Genomic DNA, 19,956 nt, shown 5'->3' with positions numbered 1-19,956 from the left:
TAGCCGACTAGGGATAACCCTAGATGCATCGGCGATGGGTGGTCCAACAATGGCTATGCACAAACCTTCATAGGCAAGGCGCGCCAACGGGCTTGCCGCTACCCAACAGGAGACCCACATGCAGAAAGTCCTGCACATCAACCCGGACAAATGCACCGGCTGTTTGCAGTGCGAAATGGCCTGTTCTTTCGAGAACTACGGCACCTACGCCACCTCCAAGTCGCGCATCAAGGTCTTCGACTTCCACCACACGGGCAAGAAAGTGCCCTACACCTGCACGCAGTGTGACGAGGCCTGGTGCCTGCACGCCTGCCCGGTGGAGGCCATCACTGTCGACAAGGTCACCGGCGCCAAGGTGGTGAACGAAACCACCTGCGTGGGCTGCAAGGTCTGCACCATTGCCTGCCCGTTCGGTACGGTCAACTACGTGCAAGAGACCGGCAAGGTCCAGAAGTGCGACCTGTGTGGCGGCGACCCGGCCTGTGCCGACGCCTGCCCGACCGGCGCCATCACCTTCATCGACGCCAACTGGACTGGCATCGACAAGATGAAACAGTGGGCTGACAAGCTCGGCAACCAGGCCGCTGCCTGATACTGAAGGAGAAACGACATGTCCTGGGCTGGAAAAATCCTTCGCGTCAACCTGACTGCTGGCACCGTCAAGTCGGAGCCATTGAACATGGACTGGGCGCGCGCCTACCTCGGCTCTCGCGGGCTGGGCAGCAAATACCTGGTGGAAGAGGTAGACCCCAAGGTCGACCCGCTGTCGCCCGACAACAAGATCATCTGGGCCACTGGCCCGCTGACGGGCACCATGGCCTCCACCGGGGGCCGTTACACCGTGATCACCAAAGGGCCGCTCACCGGCGCCATTGCCTGCTCCAACTCGGGCGGCTACTGGGGCGCCGAGCTGAAGATGGCTGGCTGGGACATGGTCATCTTCGAGGGCAAGTCGCCCAAGCCGGTGTACCTGTACATCAACGACGACGTGGCCGAACTGCGCGATGCCTCCCATCTGTGGGGGCAGACCGTGTGGAAGACCGAGGAGATGCTCAAGACCAGCCTGCAAGACCCGCTGCTGCGCATTTCCAGCATCGGCGCGGCTGGTGAGAACCAGGTGCTTTACGCGGCCATCGTGAACGACCTGCACCGTGCGGCTGGCCGCTCCGGTGTGGGGGCTGTGGCGGGCAGCAAGAACCTCAAGGCCATTGCCGTGCGTGGCACCAAGGGCGTGGGCAACGTGCGCGACCCGAAGGCTTTCATGGCCGCCACCAAGGCCGCCAAGAAGGTGCTGGCCGAAAACGGCGTGACCGGCCAGGGCCTGCCCGCCTACGGCACCCAGGTGCTCATGAACGTGATCAACGAAGTGGGCGCACTGCCCACCCGCAACCACCGCGACGTGCAGTTTGAAGGCGCCAAGGACATTTCCGCCGAGGCCATGGCCACGCCGCGCGCTACCGACGGCAAGAAGCACCTGGTCACCAACCAGGCCTGCTTCGGCTGCACCATCGCCTGCGGGCGCATCAGCAAGATCGACGAGAGCCACTTCAGCGTGCAGAACAAGCCGCAGTACTGGGGTGCCAGCGGCGGCCTGGAGTACGAGGCCGCATGGGCACTGGGTGCGGCCAACGGCGTGAACGATCTGGAAGCGCTGCAGTATGCCAACCTGATCTGCAATGAGCAGGGCATGGACCCCATCAGCTTCGGTGCCACCGTGGGTGCGGTGATGGAGCTGTACGAAATGGGCGTGCTCACCAAGGATCAGATCGGCATTGAGGCACCGTTTGGCTCTGCCAAGGCCTTGTGCGAGCTGGCCGATATGACCGCCAACGGCGTGGGTTTTGGCAAGGAAATCGGTCTGGGCTCCAAGCGCCTGACCGCCAAGTACGGCCACCCGGACCTGAGCATGAGCGTCAAGGGCCAGGAATTCCCGGCCTACGACGGCCGCGTGGTGCAGGGCATCGGCCTGGCTTACGCCACCAGCAACCGGGGCGCTTGCCACCTGCGCGGCTACACCATTGCATCCGAGGTGCTGGGCATTCCCATCAAGACCGAACCCACGGAATCCAACGGCAAGCCCGAACTGGTCAAGGCCTTCCAGGACGCCACTGCTGCGTTCGACTCGGCCGGCATCTGCATCTTCACCAGCTTTGCCTGGACGCTGGCCGACGTGGCGCCCCAGGTGCAAGCCGCCTGTGGTGAGGAATACACCATGGAGCACCTGAACCACATTGGCGAACGCATCTGGAACATGGAGCGTGAGTTCAACAACGCGGCGGGCTTTACCAAGGCCGACGACAACCTGCCCAAGCGCCTGCTGACCGAAGCCGCCAAGACCGGCCCCGGCAAAGGCACTGTGAGCAAGCTGCCCGAGATGCTGCCCAAGTACTACGAAGTGCGCGGCTGGGACACCGAGGGCCGCCCGACCGCTGCCACGAAAGAGCGCCTGGGCCTGTGAACGTGGAGCCTGCCCGCCGGGCAGGCCTTTGGGGGTGTGCGGGGCGCAAGCCTGGCCACCCCTTTTTCACATGTGAAAGAGTTTGACCATGACCCACCACCTCATCCTGGGCGCGGGGCCCGCTGGCGTCATCGCCGCCGAAACCATCCGCAAGCACGCACCCGCTGACCGCATCACCATCGTCGGCGACGAGCCGGAGCCGCCGTATTCCCGCATGGCGATTCCCTACCTGCTGGTGGGCAACATTGACGAGCGTGGCACCTGGCTGCGCAAGGGCGGTTCGCACTTTGCTGACCGCCGCATCGACATCGTGCGGGCACGCGCCACACACGTGGATGCCGCCGCGCGCACCGTGTCGCTGGACAATGGCCAGACCCTGTCCTTCGACAAGCTGCTCATCGCCACCGGCTCGCACCCGGTGCGCCCGCCCATTCCGGGCATGGACCTGCCCGGCATCCACCCCTGCTGGACGCTGGAGAATGCCCGTGCCATTCAGAAGCTGGCACAGCCCGGCGCGCGCGTGCTGCAGATGGGCGCGGGCTTCATCGGCTGCATCATCATGGAGTCGCTCAAGCAGCGCGGCGTGGACCTGACCGTGGTGGAGATGGGTGACCGCATGGTGCCCCGCATGATGGGGCCTGCCGCAGGCGGCATGATCCGCGACTGGTGCGAAACCAAGGGTGTGAAAGTGCACACGGGGGCCAAGGTCGAATCCATCAGCCAGGCGGGCAATGCACTGAAGGTGCAGCTGTCCACCGGAGCCAGCATCGAGGCGGACCTCATCATCAGCGCCACGGGCGTGCGCCCTGCCATTGGCTTCCTCAAGGACTCCGGCATCACCTGCCTGCAGGGGGTGTTGACCGACGAGCACATGCAGACCAGCGTGCCGGGCATCTACGCCGCCGGGGACTGCGCCGAGGCCTTTGACAAGGTGAGCGGCAAGACGATGGTTAGCGCCATTCAGCCGAACGCTGCCGACCAGGCCTACGTGGCCGCCATGAACATGGTCGGCAAGCCGGCCGAGCTCAAGGGGGTCACGCAGATCAACGTGCTGGACACGCTGGGTCTGATCTCGGCCAGCTTCGGCAACTGGGAAGGCGTGCCCGGTGGCGAGCAGGTGGAGCGCATCGACCCTGAGGCCAAACGTGTGCTGAGCCTGCAGTTCAGCGGTGACGTGATGGTGGGTTGCAACAGTGTGGGCTGGACCGAGCACGTGGGCATGATGCGCGGCCTGGTGGAGGGGCGCGTGCACCTGGGCGAATGGAAAGAAAAGCTCATGGCCGATCCCACCTGCCTGGCGCAGGCCTACCTGGGCGCGGCACAGGGTCAGGGGCATTGGAGCGGTGCACAGGACGCGCGCCGCCGCTGAGCTACAGTGCCATGACGATGCGTGTGACCCTGAAACTCTTTGCCACGCTGGGCGACTACCTGCCGCCTGGCGCACAGTACAACCAGATCGAGCTTGCCCTGGCCGACGGCGCCACGGTGGCGCAGGTGGTGGAGTCGCACCAGCTGCCCCCCAAGCTGGTGCATCTGGTGCTGATCAACGGCGTGTTCGTGCCGCCCGAACAGCGCGCCGCCCGCGTGCTGGTGGATGGCGATGTGCTGGCCATCTGGCCGCCCATTGCGGGTGGTTGAGCGGCCTGTGCCGAACCATTGCTGACGTGCTGACCGACTACCCCGACCATTTCCAGCGTGACATGGCCTGTACCGAGGCCGAGTGGCTGGGGTGGTTGCCTCGGGCGCTTGCTGGGCATGTGTGGCACCGGTCCGCACAGACCCTGCTGGTGGAATTGGGGGAAGGCCGGTTGCAGGTCAACTGGCACCCTTTGCCGCCCCGTGTGATTGCGCTGATGCGGCTGCCGCGCATGCAGGTGGTCTTTGCGTTCGATGGCGTGAGCGCCGAGGAGCGCCGTGCCTTCATGAAGAAGTTCGATCTTTACCTTCAGCGCGGCGGCGGCTGAGCGGCGGTCAGGCGCGCCGCGACAGCCAGGCCAGCACCGGCCAGGCCAGCATGCCCGCCAGACCCCCAATCCCCAGGGCAACGCTGCCCAGGAAGGTCCAGTCCACCCAGTACTTCAGTTCCGATAGGCTGGAGGCGGTGGCCGCAGGCATCAGTGTGAACACTGCCACCGTCACCACCACGGCCAGAATCAGCACAGCCTTGGTGGCGGCGGCCCATCGCGCAGAGGGCATGCGCCAGACGCGCCAGCAAAGGGTCGCCCAGGCCAGTGCCAGCAGCGCCAGCACCGGCAGCGCAGGCCGCAGGATTTCGTAAACGATGTTGATGGCCAGCCAGATTTCGTACATGGCTTGTCTCCTTCAGGCGCGGCCCTTGAGCACGGACAGGTAGGCGGGCTTGAGCATGCGTTGCTTCATCACCCAGGCAAAGTAGCTTTCCTGCAACGGTTCGATCATGGGCAGGCTGGGCGTCAGGCGGCCTTCGTAGTCGAACTCGATGAGCATGGCAGAGCCCTCGCGCACGATCAGCGGGCAGGAGGTGTAGCCATCGAACGTCTGGCTTGGTGCCTTGCCCGCGATCACTTCCATGAGGTTTTGCGCGACCAGCGGGGTGCTTTTCTTGACTGTGGCGGCGGTCTTGCCGCGCGGGGTGCCGTTCACGTCACCCAGCCCGAAGACGTTGGGGTAGCGCCGGTGCTGCAGGGTGCCCTTGTCCACCTCCAGCCAGCCTCCCGCGGCAAAGGGGCCCTCTTTCCAGGAGAGGTCGCTCTGGCGTACCGCATCGGGTGCGCTCATGGGGGGCACCACGTGCAGAAAGTCGTATTCCACCGTCTGGGTATCGCCCTCAGGCGTGCTGAAGGTCGCACGCCTGCTGCCAATGTCCACCCCTGTGAGCTTGTGGTTGTAAGTCACCTCCACGCCCAGGTCTGACCAGCGCTGCAGCACGTTGTCGTTGACCGGCTTCACGCCAAACACGTTGCCCAGCGCCGAATGGAACTCCACCTTCGAGCCTGCCAGCGTACCCGCCTGCCGCAGGCGGTCAACCACCATGAAGGTCATCTTCAGCGGTGCTCCTGCGCATTTCAACGGGGTGGCAGGCAGTGTCATCACCGCGCGCCCGCCCGTTCCACGGAACGCGTCCATGGCCGACCACGTGGCCACCGCCGCCTGGGGGCTGGGGTACACGCTGGCCAGGCCGTTCTGGCCTATGGCCTTGACGTCCATGCCTTCAATCTGGTCAAAGTTCATCTGCAGGCCGGTGGCCACCACCAGGAAGTCGTAGGCAACGCGTTGTCCGCCACGCGTGGTCACGGTGTTGGCGGCGGGGTCGAATTCGGCCACGAAGTCCTTGATCCACTGCACACCGTCCGGGTGAAAGTCGGCGTTGCGGTCTTCCACCTTGCTCACGGGCCACACGCCAGTGGCAACCAGGGTATAGCCGGGCTGATAGTTGTGGGCCTCCTTGCCATCGATGATGGTGATGCGCGCACCGTCCAGCCCCTTGGACAGTCGGTTGGCCACGGCAATGCCGGCCAGTCCGCTCCCCGCTATCACGATGTGCGCCTGCGTCTTGACGCGAGCCTGCGCGGCTGGCGCCGTGCCAGCCAGACCCGCGGCCAGTGGCAGTGCCGCCATGCCGCTCAACCAGCGGCGTCTGTCGTGGCAAATCTTGCCTTGTGAGGGGGAGCGGTCCATGATGTGTCTCCTGTATGGCGTCTATATACTCATGGGGGTGTCTATAAGATAGACCCGGCAAACCATCCGGACCTTGAGGAATGTCAAGCGCCAGACCGATTCTTCCTAGGAGAAACCATGAGCGAGACCGCCACCGTCACCCTGACCCGGCAATCCGGTTACCAATTCCTGATTGATTTCGGTCTGGACACGCCAGCGCTGTTCAGCGACGAGCCTGCGCCGCTGGGGCAGGGCACGGGGCCCGCGCCCGATCACCTGCTGCTGGCGGCGGTGGCCAACTGCCTTTGTGCCAGCCTCGTGTTTGCCCTGGGCAAGTACAAGCAGGACCCGGGTGAGCTCAAGGCCACCGCCACCGCCACCGTGGGGCGCAACGAGAACAACCGCCTGCGCATCCAGGCCATCGACGTGCACCTGGAGCTGCAAAAGACTGGCGCATCCATCGACCACCTGGAGCGTGTGCTGGCGCAGTTCGAAGAGTTCTGCACCGTCTCCATGAGCGTGAAGCAGGGCATTCCCATTGGAGTGCGGGTCAGCGACGTCGAGGGGCAGGTGCTCAAAGGCTGAGCGTCCTTGCCCTAGCTTTGTTCATGAACGTCCATGAGTGCGTCCAGGAGGTGGTCGCGCGCCGCCTGAATTTCGGGCAGACGAACCAAGGCCTGCTCCCGTGGCAGCCCGCGAAGCTCGTCGGCCAAGGCATGCACCACCCTGTGCTGTCTTTCCAGCGCGGCGAACCCACGGTGGTGGCTATGGCGGGCGCGGCCGCCATCGTGCTCCAGCCACTGGCCGAAGCGGCATTCCCGTTGGTTCATGGTGGGGGGCGCCTTGCGCTCGCCGCGTAGATATTCCACAAGTTCGCCAGTCCAGGCACGGTGCTCCACCGCTGCGAACAGCAGTGGCAGGTCGTCGCGCCGGGTGCGGGGGGTGTTCAGCCAACGTGGATTCGATTTCCAGCTTCTTGTCCATTCGGGCACGGCTTCGGCCGGCATGGGTTTGGCGATGGCGTAGCCCTGGCCCCGGTCGCAGCCCAGCCTCAGCAGCAACTCGCCATGCTCGAAGGTTTCCACCCCTTCGGCAATCACATGTCGGCGGAAGGCAATGGACAAGCCGATCACGCCGTCCAGAATGGCAAGGTCCTCCGGGTCGTCGAGCATGTCACGCACAAAGCTGCGGTCCACCTTGAGCGTTCGGGCTGGTAGGTGGCGCAGGTAGGTCAGAGACGAGTAGCCGGTGCCGAAGTCGTCGAGTGCGAAGGACACGCCAATGTCGCGGCATGCGTCCATCACTCTGGAGACCCGGGTCATGTCGTCCAGTGCGTTGGTTTCCAGGATTTCCAGTTCCAAGTCACCCGGGGCGACGCCGGGGTGCTCTGCCAGGAGTTGTTGCAGTTCGTTGACGAAGTCAGGCTGCTGCAGCTGCTGGGCGTCGATGTTGACGCTCACAGGCAGGGTCAATCCAATGGCCTTCCAGCGCTCGATCTGGGCAAGTGCTGTGCGCAACACCCAGCGGCCCAGGTCGATGGAAAGCGGTTGGTTTTCCAGCATGGGCAGGAACATCCCCGGAGGCAGCAGGCCGCGCTCAGGATGGTTCCAGCGGATCAGCGCTTCCAGGCCCAACACCTGGCCGGTGCGCATATTGACCTTTGGTTGGTAGTGCAGCACGAATTGCTGATGTTCCAGCGCCATGCGGAGCTGTTCGACGTTCTCGTGGCGCCCGCGTATGTCGCGGTCCTGTTCCGCGTCGAAGAAGTGGTGGCGGTTCTTGCCGGTGAGCTTGGCCTGGTACATGGCCTGGTCTGCCTGGCGCAGCAGCTGGTCGGCGTCCACGGTGTCCGTCTGTGGATAGAACGCCACGCCCAGACTGGCCGTCACCTGCAGCGTGGCACCATCGGCCAGCACGGGCTCCGCGGCGGCAGCCGCCAGCCGCTCCAGCACAGGAACGCACGCGTCCGCATCTGCCATGTTCACCAGCACGGCCACGAATTCATCGCCGCCCAGACGGGCGAGGGTATCGCCATCACGCAAGGCTTGCTTCATTCGCATGGAAAGCATGATCAGCAGGCGGTCGCCCATCTCGTGTCCATGGGTGTCGTTCACCGACTTGAAGCCATCCAGGTCCAGAAAGACCACCGCCAGGCGCTCGCCGCGCCGCTGTGCCTGGTTCATGGCCTGGCGCAGGCGGTCGGACAGCAAAGCCCGGTTGGGCAGGCCGGTCAGCGCATCGTAGTGGGCGATCTGCTTCAGGCGCAGCTCGTTTTCCTTCTGCTGCGATATGTCGGAGAAAAGTGCCACGTAGCGCAAGGTCTTGCCCTGGGCATCGCGCACCGCACTGATGGTCAGCATCTCGGCGTACACCTCGCCCGACTTGCGCCGGTTCCAGATTTCGCCCGACCATTGGCCCTTGCCCAGGAGGGCACGCCACATGTCGCTGTAAAAGGCCTTGTCCTGCCTGCCGGAATTGAGCAGCCGGGCATTGCGGCCCAGCACCTCGGCCCGGTCATAGCCTGTGATTCGCGAGAAAGCTTCGTTGACGTCGATGATGTCTCCCGCCGGGTCGGTGATCAGGATCCCTTCGCGCGCGTGGCTGAACACGCTCGCCGCCAGTTGCAGGCGTTCCTCGGCGGCCTTGCGCTGGGTGATGTCGACGATGATGCCCGCGTAGTGACGTACGTTCCCATCTGAGCCCTTCACGGCATTCACGGTGAGCTGCACGACGTAAAGCTCACCATCCTTGTGGCGGTTGACCATTTCGCCGCGCCAGTGGCCGTCACGCAGCAGGGCCAGCCACATGTCGGCATAAAAAGCCTTGCTTTGAAGCCCCGAGGCCATGATTCTTGGGTTGCAGCCGGTGACTTCACCCGCGCTGAAACCGGTGACCTGCTCGAACGCCGCGTTGACAGAGACGATGCGGGCCTGTGCATCGGTGATGATGATGGCATCCCTGCTGCTTTGAAACACGCTGGCTGCCAGCCGGTGTTCCTTGTCCAGCTCAGCCTGTTTTTCGGCCAAGGCCTTGCGGCGCAACCAGACCCATGTGCCCGCTGCCACCAAGGCCAGCAGGATCGGCAGAACCACCGAGGCCAGTTGGCGCGCGTCTGCTGCCCATCTGTCGAGAATGGCACCCCGGTCCATGTGGACCGAAACCACCACCGGGAAGCGGCTGGATGCCCGATAGGCCGTGATGACCGGGCTGGCGTCCGGCAGCGTCTGGGCAAACACCCCCTGGTCCCGCAGCAGCACTTGTTCGCGCACCCGGCCTGCCGCACCTGCCATGCCTGGCTGATCACCGATGGCGGTGGAAGTCAGCAGCACGCCGTCGTAGCGCAGCCACTGCACCCGTGCGCGCTGTATGTCCACCAGTTGCGTTCCACGGTGCAGGAAGTGGTCGGGGTTCAAGGCCGCCAGCAGCCAGTGCGGCGAGCCGGTGCCGGGCAGGCGGCGGGTGACTGGTATCAGGGTGGCGTCGGCAGAGGTGACCGCCTCGGTCTCGTCCGGTACGAAGGCGTCGGCAAAGTCACGCCCCAGCCAAGGGCTGCCCACACGCAGCACATCGTTGGCGGCCGAGGCAGCCGGGAAGAAGGACGAGAGGTCCACCTTCACCCCCAGGTTGGCTGTCGATGAGCTGGCCACCACGTACCCGTTTTCGTCGAGCACGGACAAGGAACGCAGTGAAGGTGCGGGGCGTACCGCAGCCTCCAGGCGCCTGCCCAGCTCCTGCCAGTTGTCAGGGGTAAGCGCCGGTTCGTCCGTGCCCAAGGCAACCAGATCGATCATCTGCAGCGTTTGCGTCAGGTGCTCCTCGAATTCGCGCGCGTGCAATTCGGCGGTGGCGGCGCCCGTGGAAAGCGCGTCGCTGCGCATGTGCCAGAGTCCGTACCCGAAGGTGCCCAGCCAGCCCGAGGCGAACACCGCCATGGCCAGCACGAAGACGATGTCGCGTCTTTGGGTTTTCGGTTGGGGGGCGGGTGTGGGATGGGGCATGCCCGTCACCGTGCGACGATGGGTTCCAGTCCGTGTCGCCGGGCATGGGCCAGTAGCCTGCCGTCGCGTTTCATGTCGGTCAGCACCTGTTCCACCCGGGCGTGAAAACGGTCGTCTCCGGGGCGCATGGCCCAGGCGTAAGGCGTGATGTGGTAAGTCTCGGTGGGAGCGACCAGGCGTGCCCAGTCGTTGTGGTCCAGCATGCGGCGGCTGAATGGGAAGTCCGTCATGAACACGTCGGCGCGGCCAGATTGCACTTCCTGCTCGCGCGCGGCCGGGGTGTCCACCACGCGCAACTGGGCTGCCTTCAGGCGTTCGCGCATCACGGGCTCATGCAAGGTGCCCTTGGCCACCACCACCACCGTGCCGGTTCGGTCGATGTCGGCCCAGGAGCGTATGCGCCGGTTGGTCGTGGTAGTGATGGCGTAGATATCGCTGGCCAGATGAGGTTGGGTGAACCGCAACCGTTCTTGGCGTGCCGGCGTGATGCCGATGGCAAACATGGCAATGTCGCAGCGGTCGGCACGCACGTCATCCATCAGCGTGGCGAATGAGCTGTCCACGAACTCCGCGCGGGCGCCCAGTTCGCGGGCCAACTCGTGCGCGTTGTCGATGTCGATGCCCGTGAGCTGCTGGTTCCGAGGGTTGCGGTAAGAAATACCGTAGTAGTCCGGCCAAATGCAGACTCTCAACACCTTGCTGGCCTGGATCTGGCTCAGCTTGTCCGGTTCAGCGGCGTGGCCATGTGCCAGCAGAAAGAAGAAGGAGATCAGCAGGGGCAAGGGGTTCATAGTGCAAAAATGCTAACGGTATGAACCCCGATGCAGTCTGACCTGGATCAATGATTGGGCATTGTCCAAATACAAACATCCGGCCCTGCCGGGTCAGCGCATGGGCGCTGGGCAGAACCGGATGTTCGCCGCGGTGACGCCTTGCGGCGTTCTGCGATCAGTAGGAGCGGCGGTTGCCGCCACCGAAGCCGCCGCTCGGGCGGTCTTCCTTGGGGCGGGCCTCGTTCACCACGAGTGCACGGCCTTCAAGCGATTGGCCGTGCAGGCCACGGATGGCGGCCTGGGCTTCCTCGTGGGTGCCCATTTCGACAAAGCCGAAGCCTTTGGAGCGTCCGGTGTCGCGGTCCATCATGACCTTGGCGGACGTGATGTTGCCGAATTCAGCGAACTGTTGTTGGAGGTGCTCGTCGCGCACGGAATAGGAGAGGTTGCCGACGTACAGTTTGTTGCCCACAGTGGGACCTTTCAAGAATGCGGCTGGCCGTTCCACATCGGGAGCCGGTGCCGCCAGGGGAATGAGTGCGCGCGCGAACAGTACCGCGCCTGCACTCAACGAAACGTGCGAGGTGCCGCCGGGCGCGGGGCCGATGAGCGGTTCTCGATATGGCGGAACGTGATGCGGCCCTTGCTCAAGTCGTAAGGCGAGAGTTCCAGCGACACCTTGTCACCCGCCAGGATGCGGATGTGGTGCTTGCGCATCTTGCCCGCGGAATAGGCCACCAGGGAGTGGCCGTTTTCCAGCGTCACGCGAAAGCGCGAGTCGGGCAGCACTTCATCGACTTTGCCTTGCATCTCGATCAGGTCTTCTTTGGCCATGTGTTCTCCAGAAAAAGGGGTAATGCGGGTGTGTAGGGGTGCCTTAGCAGGGCAGGCATTCGGTGCCTTGGGCCAGCGCGTAGGTCAGCGCGTCTTCGCGTGTGGCGAAGGTCGGCGTGAAGCGAAAGACACGGTCGTGCGATGCGATGCCGCGTCCGCTGCGAACGGACAGGGAGGCGGTGTAGCGGCCGCCGTCGGTGCGGCGGGTCAGTGGGGATACGAGGTAGCGGCCCACTGAAATGGGGTGATGAGTCAAGGAATTCATGTCGGATACCAGAGCGTTCTTGGGCCCTGTGGATGAGAAAAGCAAAAATGCAGCCACGGCGAAAGCCGCAGCGGTGCAAGACCAGGTAAGGTTCCGGCCAAGCGTAAGGAGACAGACCGGGGATGGGGCTCGCCGCGTAGATGGCGGGTGACGGCCACAGGACCGACTCAGCGGTCAAAAAGGCTTGGTGCAAGACCCGCAGAGGGCCAGACCGTGTCAGACGACAGCGTTGACGCCGGAGAGCATGGCGGCAACTTTTTATATTATAGAACAGATGAGATTTTTTTGCAATATCAACATATTGCATTAAGCGCGTGCCGACCACAGGTGCTGGGCCGACACGATGCCGGCCCAGGTAAGCAGGAACGAGCCGATGACGTGCAGCGCCGTGTTCAGGAACCCCAGAGCCCAGCGCCCGTGCTGCAGCATGACCACCGTTTCCAGTGAGAAGGTGGAGAACGTGGTGAGTGCGCCCAGCATGCCGGTGACGATGGCTGCGCGCCATGCCGGGTCCAGCCCGCTGTGCTGCTGAAAGAACACCAGCATCGCTCCCACCACGTAAGCGCCGACCCAGTTGGACACCAGCGTGCCCCAGGGCAGCAGTGCGCCGGAATGGTTGAGCCAGGCGCTCAGTTGCCAGCGGCTCAAGGCGCCTACACAGGCTCCCAGGCAGATCGCGATGGCGGTCAGCACGTTCGTTGCTCCTTGCGGTTCAGACCAGCTCGCCCCCAAGGGCCGCGGTCAGGTCGGTGATCAGCGCGCCCAGTTCGCCCGTGGCAATAGCCACGTCGGCGTCGAAGCCGCCGCCGTCCTCGGCCGTGGCGTTGTCCTCGAACACGCCGTCCAGAAAGGCCACCTTCTTGAGCTGTGTGCCTTCGGTCAGCACGAATGTCACGCGGCCGTCCCAGTCCAGCGCCAGCTTGGTGGGCAGCTTGCCCTGGCTGATGTGGCGGCGCATTTCCTCGTCTTCCAGGTGGTGGCGTGTGAACTTCACCACCGAGTTCATTTCGTCGCCCGACTTCAGCTCCACCTCGCGCCCGGGGGCGAAGTGGGCAGGCCAGTCGTCGGCGGTGCCGGTGAGCCAGGCCGTCATCGCAGCTTGCGGCGCCATCTGGGTGTTGAGCGCGCTCAGCTGCAGGCCGTCAAAGGCCTTGACCAGCGCGGTGATGACTTCGTCTGCCTTGCCCTGGCTGGCGCAGTCCAGCACCAGCCGGCCGGTCTGCAGGTCCATCCACACCATCACCGTGGAGGTCTTGGCAAAGGCCATGGGCAGCAGGTCGTGCACGATCTCGTCGCGCAGTTCGCGGCTTTCCTTGCGGCCGGGCTTGCGGCCTTCCTTGGCCTCGATGTCGGCCACGCGCTCGTCCAGGTGCCGTTTGATCACCGAGCCCGGCACCCCCTTGGATTCGATCACGAAGCGCAGGATGCGGTGGCCGCCCACCAGCTCTACCAGGGCGCCGTGCTTCTCGCCGCGCGGCGGCACCCAGCCCATGGAGATTTCCTGCGTTGCGCCGCAGGGCTCGAAAGGCATCTTGGCCAGCGCCTCTTCCATCTGTTCCACCGTGGCCGACCAGTCCGGCCCGATGCGGTAGACCATCACATTCTTGAACACGTTATTCCTCTGTGCTTGCGGCCTCCGTCATGTGAGCTGCGTCGGCCTGGTTGGGCCCTGCATCTTAGCCTCAACCCATGCGGTCCAACGGCGCCAGCGTGTAGCCTGCCTGCTCCAGCGCCTGGCGTATGGCGCGTGCCGTGGCCACCGCCTCGGGTCCATCGCCGTGTACGCAGATGCTGTCGATGCGGGTGGGTAGCTGTTGCCCGCTGGCGGTCACGATGGCCTGGGCCTTGAGCATGCGCAGCACGTGGTCCACGCATTCCTGGGCGTCGTGCAGCACGGCGCCGGGCTGTGAGCGGGGCATCAACTGCCCGTCGTCCAGGTAGGCTCGGTCCGCAAACACCTCGTACCGCACTGGCTGGCCTGCGGCTTCGGCCGCCTTCACCAGGGCCGAATGGGCGGGGGCGAGCAGTGTCAGCGAGCGGTCCAGGCTTTGCACGGCACGCACCACGGTAGCGGCTACCGTGGGGTCGGCACAAGCCACGTTGTTCAGGGCACCATGGGGCTTCACGTGCGTCACGCGCCCGCCCTCGGCAGCGGCCATGGCTTGCAGCGCGCCCACCTGGTAAAGGATGGTGGCCTCCAGGTCTTTGGCAGACATCTGCATCACGCGCCGCCCGAAGCCTTGCAGATCGGGGTAGGAGGGGTGCGCGCCAATGCTCACGCCTCGTTGCAGGGCCAGGCGAACGGTGTCGCGCATGACGGCCGGGTCGCCAGCGTGGAAGCCGCAGGCCACGTTGGCGCTGTTCACGATCTGCAACAGGGCGGGGTCGTCGCCCATCTGCCACGCGCCAAAGCTCTCGCCCAGGTCGGCGTTCAGGTTGATGAGGGAGGTCGTCATCGTGATGCTCCGTTTCAGGGTTCAGCGCGCAACATGCCGCTGACGAGGTTGCTGCCGTACAGGGCTTCTTCGTCGATGAAACCCGGTGGCACGAAGGCTTCCCGGGTGGCCAGCCAGCGGTTCCAGGCGGTGCGCTGGTCGTGCAGCGCCTCGCGGGCTTGGTCACCGCTGACGGCCTGGAAGCTCAAGCGCGTCCCTGGCTTCAAGTGTGCCAGCCGGGGCAGGTCGGCGCTGATGACGGTGGCGATCTTGGGGTAGCCGCCCACGGTCTGGCTGTCGGCCAGCAGCACGATGGGCAGGCCGCTGGCGGGTACCTGGATGGTGCCCGGCGTCACCGCGTCGGAAACGATGTCTGCTGCCGCCGCGCTGGAGTGGGCCAGCGGCGTGCCGCGCAGGCGCATGCCCATGCGGTCCTGTTCGGGGGTCGTCTCCCATTCGCCGTTCAGGAAGGTCGTGATGGCCTCTGGGGAGAAGTGGTCCTCTTGCGGGCCGAGCATCACCCGGATGGGGCCGCCCGGTTGTGACCAGGGGCTGGGCGTGCGCCATTCCCTGGGGTCGGGTGAGGTCCAGGCACTGCAGGGCAGCAGGTCGCCGGGGCGAAGCGCTCGGCCCAGCAGGCCCGGCAGCCCGGCACGCCAGTAGCTGGAACGGCTGCCCAGTTGTGGGGGCAGTCGCAGGCCGCCAGCCACGGCCAGGTAGGCGCAACCCGTTTCGGCCGCGCCCAGCACCAGCCGGTCGCCTGCCTGCAAGGTGGCACTTTGCCAGGCGGGCAAGGGGATGCTCTTGCCATCGGCATGCAGCCATTTGGCCCCAATGGCCCCGGCGAGTGCCACGCGCACCGGCCCGGCCTGCACGCGCAGTTCGGTGCCCATGCCGCGCAGTTCCAGCACCGCTTCGCCGCCGTTGTTGCCCGCCAGGGCGTTGGCGGCTTCCGCCAGGGGCGCATCCAGCCAGCCCGACAAGGGGATGCCCTCGTGCCGGTGCCCTGGCCGCCCACGGTCCTGCACCGTCGTGCCAAAGCCGGGTTGCAGTATTTCGATGATGCCTGCTGACGTGCGGGTCATGTCGCGCCCTCCGCCTGCAGAAAGGTTTCCCGGGCGGGTTGGCCGCCTTGACTCTGCGTGAGCAGCCGTTCGTACTCCGCCATGTCCACCGCGTGCCAGCGCACCACGTCGCCAGCGGCCAGCATGGCCGCCTGGCTGGCGTGGTGCAGGTCGAACAGTTGCACGGGGGTGCGGCCCAGCAGGTTCCAGCCGCCTGGGCTTTCCCAGGGGTACACCGCGCACATCTCGCCCGCCACCGCCAGCGACTGGGCAGGCACGCGCTGGCGCGGGTTGGCCAGCCGGGGCATGGCCAGCTCGGGCGGCAAACCCCCCATGTACGGGAAGCCGGGCAGGAAGCCGATCATGTACACCCGGAATTCCGTGGCAAGCAGCCGCTGGATGACTTCTGCCTCGCTCATTCCCTTGGCTTCGGCCAGCCTGGGCAGGTCTGGCGCAAAGTCTGGGGTGAAGCACACCGGCAGCCGCCAGTGGCGGCCCTCGCGCGCCTGTTTGCCGCCTTCCCCCGCCAGTGCCAGCAGCCGCTGGCCCAGTGCCTCGGCGTCCGCCGTTTGCGGGTTGAAGTGCACCGTGAGCGAGCGGAATGTGGGAACCACGTCGGTCACCGGCGCGAACAGCGGGTCGTCATGGCGCCAGGCGCCTACCCTGTCGGCCAGCCCCATCACGCGGGCGTTGATCCCAGCGTCGATGTCGCGCCCGAACTCCACCGTCCAGGCGGCATCGCCCAGCGCCAGCAAGCGTGGCGCCTGCAGGTCTTGCGCGGTCATGGTTCAGCCCACCATCTGGCCGGGCAGCCAGGTCACGATGCCGGGGACAAAGTAGATCAGCAGCACCGCCGCCACCATCAGCAGGAACATTGGCGCCGAATGCCTGGCCAGGTAGGTGATCTGCTTCTTGGTCATGCCTTGCAGCACGAACAGGTTGAAGCCCACCGGGGGGGTGATCTGCGCCATTTCCACCACCAGCACCACGAAGATGCCGAACCAGACCGGGTCTATGCCTGCCTTTTCGATGGTGGGCAGCAGCACACCCATGGTCAGCACGACGACGGAGATACCGTCCAGGAAACACCCCAGCACGACGAAGAAGACCATGAGTGCGCAGATCAGCTGCAGCTGCGAGAGCCCCAGGCTGCCTATCCATTCCGCCAGGTGGCGGGGCAGGCCGATGTAGCCCATCGACAGCGTCAGGAAGGCAGCCCCCGCCAGAATGAGCGCGATCATGCAATACAGGCGTGTGGCACCCAGCAGGCTGTCGCGGAACTGGCGCCAGTTCAGCTGCCCTTGCAACCCGGCAATGAGCAGTGCGCCCACCACACCCAGGGCGGCGGATTCGGTCGCTGTGGCCAGGCCGCTGTAGATGGAACCCAGCACGGCGGCAATCAGCGCCATCACGGGCAGCAGGTTGCGCGAGGCCTTGAGCTTTTCCCACAGCGTCATGGGTTTGCCCGCAGGCGGGATCTGGTCCGGATGCAGCAGCGCCCAGCCCATGGTGTACCCCATGAACAGGCCGCCCAGCAGCAGGCCGGGCAGTACGCCAGCGATGAAGAGCTGCGCGATGGACACGTTGGCGGCCACGCCGTACACGATCATGATGATGGACGGCGGGATGAGCAGGCCCAGGGTGCCAGCGCCAGCGAGGGTACTGATGGCCATGTGCTCCGGGTAACCGCGTCTGGAAAGCTCGGGCAGCGTCATCTTGCCGATGGTGGCGCAGGTGGCGGCCGACGAGCCCGACACCGCCGCGAAGATGGTGCAGCCGATGATGTTGGTGTGCAGCAGGCGGCCCGGCAGGCGTTCCAGCCAGGGGGCCAGGCCCTTGAACATGTCCTCCGACAGCTTGGTGCGAAAGAGGATTTCCCCCATCCAGATGAACAGGGGCAGGGCGGTCAGTGTCCACGACGAGGCCGAGCCCCAGATGGTGACGGCCATCGCGTCGCCGACGGGCCGGCTGGTGAACAGTTCCATGCCGATCCAGGCCACGCCCGTGAGGGTGAGGCCGACCCAGACGCCGCAACCCAGGATCAGAAACAGCGCCGCGACCAGCAGCAGGGTGATGGTGAGTTCCATGGCGTGTCCTTATTCGATGCGGGCGGGCTCGCCCTCGGCTGGCGTGTCGCGAAGCGGCTCGCCGCGCAGCAGCAGCACCAGGTCGCCCAGGAAGGCGAGCGCGAACAGCGTGGTGCCTGTGGCCATGCCCAGTTGCGGAATCCACAGGGGGGTGGCGTCCAGGCCGGTGGAAATGTCGAAGAATTCGCGCGACTGCAGGACCAGCCGGATGGAGAACCAGGCCAGCGCACCGGACAGGGCCACCGCCACCACGTGGCAAAGGATGTCCAGGGTGCGCTGTCCGCCCGCAGGCAGGTGATTGAGCAGCAGCGTCACGCGGATGTGCTCGCCCCGGCGCAGCGTGGGCGCCAGTGCAAGGAATGCCGACGTTGCCATGCAATAGCCGGCATAGGCATCCGCGCCTGGAAGGTCAAACGCCGGGTGTAGGCGGCCCAGGATGCTGGCAAGCACGGCGGCAAGTGTGCCAATCAAGAAGATGCCCGCCAGATACCCGGCAGCGTTGAAAAAACGATCAAGCACTTGGCGCATGGCTTGCCTTTCCTGTGGGCTGGATGGCGACCCTTTGGGGAAAAAGGGCCGCGACGTCCGGCATGAAGAGCTTATTTGCGGAACGCATCAACAATGGCCTGGGCGTCGGCACCGGTCTTCTGGACCCAGTCGGTGACCATGATTTCTCCAATGCTCTTGAGCTGTTCGCGCAGCTGGGCAGAGCCGGGTTCGACCACCATGCCGTTCTTGCGAAGCTGGTCCAGATACCAGCCATTCTTCTCTGCGCTGATCTTCCAGCCGCGCGCCTCGGCATCTTCCGCCGCCTTGGTCACGGCTGCCTGGGCGGTTTTGTCCAGGCTGTCAAAGGCCTTTTGCGAAACGATCACCAGGTTCTTGGGCAGCCAGGCGCTCACGTCGTAGTAGTACTTCACCTGCTCCCACACCTTGCTGTCGTAGCCGGTGGCGCCAGACGTCATGAACGCGGTCACCGCGCCGGTGGCCAGTGCCTGCGTCAGTTCTGCGGCCTGCACGGTCACAGGCTGGGCGCCCACGAGCTGGGCAATGCGGCTGGTGTTGGGGTTGTAGGCGCGCCACTTCACGCCCTTGAGGTCGGCCACTGTCTGGATGGGCTTGGCGCTGAAGATGCCCTGGGGCGGCCAGGCCACGGAATACAGCACCTTGATGCCCTGCTTGGCCAGTGCAGCTTCCGTTGCGGCGCGCGAGACTTTCCATAGCTTTTGCGCGTCGGCGTAGCTTGTGGCCAGGAAGGGGATGGAGTCCAGGCCGAAGAGGGCGTTCTCGTTCGAGTAGCCCGAGATGATGATTTCGCCGATCTGGGCCTGCCCGCCTTGCACGGCGCGCTTGATTTCGTTGGCCTTGAAGAGCGAGCCGCCATCGTGCACCGTGATCTTGAGCTTGCCCGCCGTGGCCTGTTCCACGTCCTTGGCGAACTGCTGGATGTTTTCGGTGTGGAAGTTGGACGCGGGGTAGCCCGTGGGCATGTCCCACTTCTGCTGGGCCAGGGCCTGACCGCCGAACGACAAGGCGGTGGCGGCCGCGCCTGCGATTGCCCACTGTTTCACATAGACCATGGTGTACTCCGTTAACGGTGATGAAGCCGCCTGGCGGTCGCCAGTCAGCGTCGTTGAACTCATAACGACGAAATAATGTTAATAAAACGTCAACGTTTTGTCACTAAGGTTTTCCCGTATTCGTGATCTGTTGTTAACATGACACGCAAGTTTTGTTGCCTCAACCGTTCTCGCCCTTCCTTCAAATGACCACCAAAACCGCATCCAGCCCATCAACAAGCGCAAGCGCCAACGACTCTCAGCGCATCGTCACGTCTGCGCACCTCGTGTCGGAAAAGTCGCCTGAACTGTCCGAGTTCGAGTTCGGCCTGATCATTGCCACCCACGCCTTCAACCGCTGGATGACGCGCTGCATGGGTGCGGCGGGTGTGAAGGACATGACGGCCGTGGACGTGCTGGTGCTGCACCACACCAACCACCGGGGCATGGAAAAGCGGCTGGCCGACATCTGCTTTGTGCTGAACATCGAGGACACGCATGTGGTGTCCTACTCGCTCAAGAAGCTGGTAGCGGCTGGCTACGTGCGCAGCCAGAAGAAGGGCAAGGAGGTGTTCTTCTCGACCACGGAAGCGGGGGCTGCACTGTGCATGCGTTACCGTGACGTGCGCGAGGCTTGCCTGATGCCCGGCTTTTCCGGTTCGGCCGAAGAAAACCGCCAGTTGGGGGACTTTGCGAGGTTGCTGCGCACGGTCTCGGGACGCTACGACCAGGCCGCGCGCGCAGCAACGTCTTACTGACTGGCAAGCGCTTCAGACGTTGTTGCGGCCATCCCGGCGGAAAGCCGGGGGGGGCTGCCTGAGCGGTGCGAGAATGCCGGAATCTCAGG

At 64.9% G+C, this 19,956-nt stretch carries 21 protein-coding genes and 1 pseudogene; 7 read left to right on the top strand and 15 right to left on the bottom strand.

Annotation, left to right across the window (positions count from 1 at the left end):
• The first annotated feature begins 118 nt into the window (after positions 1 to 118).
• From ACYVHH_RS16080 to ACYVHH_RS16060, 5 genes are all read left to right on the top strand, one after another.
• Entirely contained in the window at positions 119 to 592 is a 474-nt protein-coding gene (locus ACYVHH_RS16080; RefSeq protein ID WP_460566182.1) for a 4Fe-4S dicluster domain-containing protein, read from the top strand.
• A gap of 18 nt (positions 593 to 610) precedes the next feature.
• Positions 611 to 2,458, top strand: a complete 1,848-nt coding sequence (locus tag ACYVHH_RS16075; protein WP_460566181.1) for an aldehyde ferredoxin oxidoreductase family protein — start codon at positions 611 to 613, stop codon at positions 2,456 to 2,458.
• 88 nt (positions 2,459 to 2,546) lie between these two features.
• Positions 2,547 to 3,827: an NAD(P)/FAD-dependent oxidoreductase gene (locus tag ACYVHH_RS16070; RefSeq protein WP_460566180.1), complete on the top strand. Its 1,281-nt coding sequence runs from the start codon at positions 2,547 to 2,549 to the stop codon at positions 3,825 to 3,827.
• A 17-nt stretch (positions 3,828 to 3,844) separates the two neighbouring features.
• Entirely contained in the window at positions 3,845 to 4,096 is a 252-nt protein-coding gene (gene thiS, locus ACYVHH_RS16065) for a sulfur carrier protein ThiS (protein ID WP_460566208.1), read from the top strand.
• 26 nt (positions 4,097 to 4,122) lie between these two features.
• The gene (locus ACYVHH_RS16060; protein WP_460566179.1) at positions 4,123 to 4,422 is read left to right on the top strand and encodes a hypothetical protein; all 300 of its coding nucleotides are present in this window, start codon (positions 4,123 to 4,125) and stop codon (positions 4,420 to 4,422) included.
• A gap of 7 nt (positions 4,423 to 4,429) precedes the next feature.
• Here the strand turns inward: ACYVHH_RS16060 and ACYVHH_RS16055 are convergent, their stop codons facing one another.
• Entirely contained in the window at positions 4,430 to 4,768 is a 339-nt protein-coding gene (locus ACYVHH_RS16055; RefSeq protein WP_460566178.1) for a hypothetical protein, read from the bottom strand.
• A gap of 12 nt (positions 4,769 to 4,780) precedes the next feature.
• On the bottom strand, positions 4,781 to 6,115 hold the full coding sequence (locus ACYVHH_RS16050; protein ID WP_460566177.1) for an NAD(P)/FAD-dependent oxidoreductase: 1,335 nt from the start codon (positions 6,113 to 6,115) through the stop codon (positions 4,781 to 4,783).
• Positions 6,116 to 6,232: 117 nt separating this feature from the next.
• Here ACYVHH_RS16050 and ACYVHH_RS16045 point away from each other — a divergent pair, with 117 nt between their 5' ends.
• Positions 6,233 to 6,679: an OsmC family protein gene (locus ACYVHH_RS16045; protein WP_460566176.1), complete on the top strand. Its 447-nt coding sequence runs from the start codon at positions 6,233 to 6,235 to the stop codon at positions 6,677 to 6,679.
• Positions 6,680 to 6,690: 11 nt separating this feature from the next.
• On the opposite strand, the gene ACYVHH_RS16040 is transcribed toward ACYVHH_RS16045, so the two are convergent.
• From ACYVHH_RS16040 to ACYVHH_RS15980, 13 genes and pseudogenes are all read right to left on the bottom strand, one after another.
• Positions 6,691 to 10,092, bottom strand: coding sequence for an EAL domain-containing protein (locus tag ACYVHH_RS16040; RefSeq protein WP_460566175.1), 3,402 nt, complete (start codon positions 10,090 to 10,092; stop codon positions 6,691 to 6,693).
• Between the two features lie 5 nt (positions 10,093 to 10,097).
• Complete coding sequence (locus tag ACYVHH_RS16035; protein WP_460566174.1) at positions 10,098 to 10,883, bottom strand: ABC transporter substrate-binding protein; 786 nt, start codon at positions 10,881 to 10,883, stop codon at positions 10,098 to 10,100.
• Between the two features lie 175 nt (positions 10,884 to 11,058).
• Positions 11,059 to 11,337: pseudogene (locus ACYVHH_RS16030) on the bottom strand (RNA recognition motif domain-containing protein); the annotation flags it as partial.
• A 95-nt stretch (positions 11,338 to 11,432) separates the two neighbouring features.
• Positions 11,433 to 11,699, bottom strand: coding sequence for a translation initiation factor IF-1 (gene infA, locus ACYVHH_RS16025; protein WP_460566173.1), 267 nt, complete (start codon positions 11,697 to 11,699; stop codon positions 11,433 to 11,435).
• 43 nt (positions 11,700 to 11,742) lie between these two features.
• Complete coding sequence (locus tag ACYVHH_RS16020) at positions 11,743 to 11,964, bottom strand: hypothetical protein (RefSeq protein ID WP_460566172.1); 222 nt, start codon at positions 11,962 to 11,964, stop codon at positions 11,743 to 11,745.
• Positions 11,965 to 12,270: 306 nt separating this feature from the next.
• Complete coding sequence (gene crcB / locus ACYVHH_RS16015; RefSeq protein ID WP_460566171.1) at positions 12,271 to 12,657, bottom strand: fluoride efflux transporter CrcB; 387 nt, start codon at positions 12,655 to 12,657, stop codon at positions 12,271 to 12,273.
• Positions 12,658 to 12,676: 19 nt separating this feature from the next.
• Positions 12,677 to 13,576 (bottom strand): recombination-associated protein RdgC, encoded by a 900-nt coding sequence (locus ACYVHH_RS16010; RefSeq protein ID WP_460566170.1) that lies wholly within the window; start codon positions 13,574 to 13,576, stop codon positions 12,677 to 12,679.
• A gap of 70 nt (positions 13,577 to 13,646) precedes the next feature.
• Positions 13,647 to 14,420, bottom strand: coding sequence for a LamB/YcsF family protein (locus ACYVHH_RS16005; protein WP_460566169.1), 774 nt, complete (start codon positions 14,418 to 14,420; stop codon positions 13,647 to 13,649).
• A 14-nt stretch (positions 14,421 to 14,434) separates the two neighbouring features.
• Positions 14,435 to 15,484 (bottom strand): 5-oxoprolinase subunit C family protein, encoded by a 1,050-nt coding sequence (locus tag ACYVHH_RS16000; protein ID WP_460566168.1) that lies wholly within the window; start codon positions 15,482 to 15,484, stop codon positions 14,435 to 14,437.
• Entirely contained in the window at positions 15,481 to 16,248 is a 768-nt protein-coding gene (pxpB, locus tag ACYVHH_RS15995) for a 5-oxoprolinase subunit PxpB (protein WP_460566167.1), read from the bottom strand. Before pxpB ends, ACYVHH_RS16000 begins: the two co-directional genes overlap by 4 nt.
• Before the next feature lie 3 nt (positions 16,249 to 16,251).
• The gene (locus tag ACYVHH_RS15990; RefSeq protein WP_460566166.1) at positions 16,252 to 17,550 is read right to left on the bottom strand and encodes a TRAP transporter large permease; all 1,299 of its coding nucleotides are present in this window, start codon (positions 17,548 to 17,550) and stop codon (positions 16,252 to 16,254) included.
• 9 nt (positions 17,551 to 17,559) lie between these two features.
• Positions 17,560 to 18,078: a TRAP transporter small permease gene (locus tag ACYVHH_RS15985; protein WP_460566165.1), complete on the bottom strand. Its 519-nt coding sequence runs from the start codon at positions 18,076 to 18,078 to the stop codon at positions 17,560 to 17,562.
• Between the two features lie 71 nt (positions 18,079 to 18,149).
• Complete coding sequence (locus ACYVHH_RS15980) at positions 18,150 to 19,130, bottom strand: TRAP transporter substrate-binding protein (protein WP_460566164.1); 981 nt, start codon at positions 19,128 to 19,130, stop codon at positions 18,150 to 18,152.
• 185 nt (positions 19,131 to 19,315) lie between these two features.
• Here ACYVHH_RS15980 and ACYVHH_RS15975 point away from each other — a divergent pair, with 185 nt between their 5' ends.
• Positions 19,316 to 19,867, top strand: a complete 552-nt coding sequence (locus ACYVHH_RS15975; protein ID WP_460566163.1) for a winged helix DNA-binding protein — start codon at positions 19,316 to 19,318, stop codon at positions 19,865 to 19,867.
• Positions 19,868 to 19,956: the final 89 nt, after the last annotated feature.

The sequence above is a fragment of the Hydrogenophaga aquatica genome, assembly GCF_054780915.1.
The sequence above is the reverse complement of the archived record's forward strand: the minus strand, read 5'-3'. Positions and strand labels throughout refer to the sequence as shown.

Bases quoted from the DNA above. Each gene is read 5' to 3' on its own strand.
- ACYVHH_RS16070 (WP_460566180.1), top strand. From the start codon at position 2,547: ATGACCCACCACCTCATCCTGGGCGCGGGGCCCGCTGGCGTCATCGCC.
- infA (WP_460566173.1), bottom strand. From the start codon at position 11,699: ATGGCCAAAGAAGACCTGATCGAGATGCAAGGCAAAGTCGATGAAGTG.
- ACYVHH_RS16000 (WP_460566168.1), bottom strand. From the start codon at position 15,484: ATGACCCGCACGTCAGCAGGCATCATCGAAATACTGCAACCCGGCTTT.
- ACYVHH_RS16035 (WP_460566174.1), bottom strand. From the start codon at position 10,883: ATGAACCCCTTGCCCCTGCTGATCTCCTTCTTCTTTCTGCTGGCACAT.
- ACYVHH_RS15990 (WP_460566166.1), bottom strand. From the start codon at position 17,550: ATGGAACTCACCATCACCCTGCTGCTGGTCGCGGCGCTGTTTCTGATC.
- ACYVHH_RS16055 (WP_460566178.1), bottom strand. From the start codon at position 4,768: ATGTACGAAATCTGGCTGGCCATCAACATCGTTTACGAAATCCTGCGG.
- thiS (WP_460566208.1), top strand. From the start codon at position 3,845: ATGCGTGTGACCCTGAAACTCTTTGCCACGCTGGGCGACTACCTGCCG.
- ACYVHH_RS16020 (WP_460566172.1), bottom strand. From the start codon at position 11,964: ATGAATTCCTTGACTCATCACCCCATTTCAGTGGGCCGCTACCTCGTA.
- ACYVHH_RS16075 (WP_460566181.1), top strand. From the start codon at position 611: ATGTCCTGGGCTGGAAAAATCCTTCGCGTCAACCTGACTGCTGGCACC.
- ACYVHH_RS15985 (WP_460566165.1), bottom strand. From the start codon at position 18,078: ATGCGCCAAGTGCTTGATCGTTTTTTCAACGCTGCCGGGTATCTGGCG.
- ACYVHH_RS15975 (WP_460566163.1), top strand. From the start codon at position 19,316: ATGACCACCAAAACCGCATCCAGCCCATCAACAAGCGCAAGCGCCAAC.
- pxpB (WP_460566167.1), bottom strand. From the start codon at position 16,248: ATGACCGCGCAAGACCTGCAGGCGCCACGCTTGCTGGCGCTGGGCGAT.
- ACYVHH_RS16050 (WP_460566177.1), bottom strand. From the start codon at position 6,115: ATGGACCGCTCCCCCTCACAAGGCAAGATTTGCCACGACAGACGCCGC.
- ACYVHH_RS16080 (WP_460566182.1), top strand. From the start codon at position 119: ATGCAGAAAGTCCTGCACATCAACCCGGACAAATGCACCGGCTGTTTG.
- ACYVHH_RS16005 (WP_460566169.1), bottom strand. From the start codon at position 14,420: ATGACGACCTCCCTCATCAACCTGAACGCCGACCTGGGCGAGAGCTTT.
- ACYVHH_RS16045 (WP_460566176.1), top strand. From the start codon at position 6,233: ATGAGCGAGACCGCCACCGTCACCCTGACCCGGCAATCCGGTTACCAA.
- ACYVHH_RS15980 (WP_460566164.1), bottom strand. From the start codon at position 19,130: ATGGTCTATGTGAAACAGTGGGCAATCGCAGGCGCGGCCGCCACCGCC.
- ACYVHH_RS16040 (WP_460566175.1), bottom strand. From the start codon at position 10,092: ATGCCCCATCCCACACCCGCCCCCCAACCGAAAACCCAAAGACGCGAC.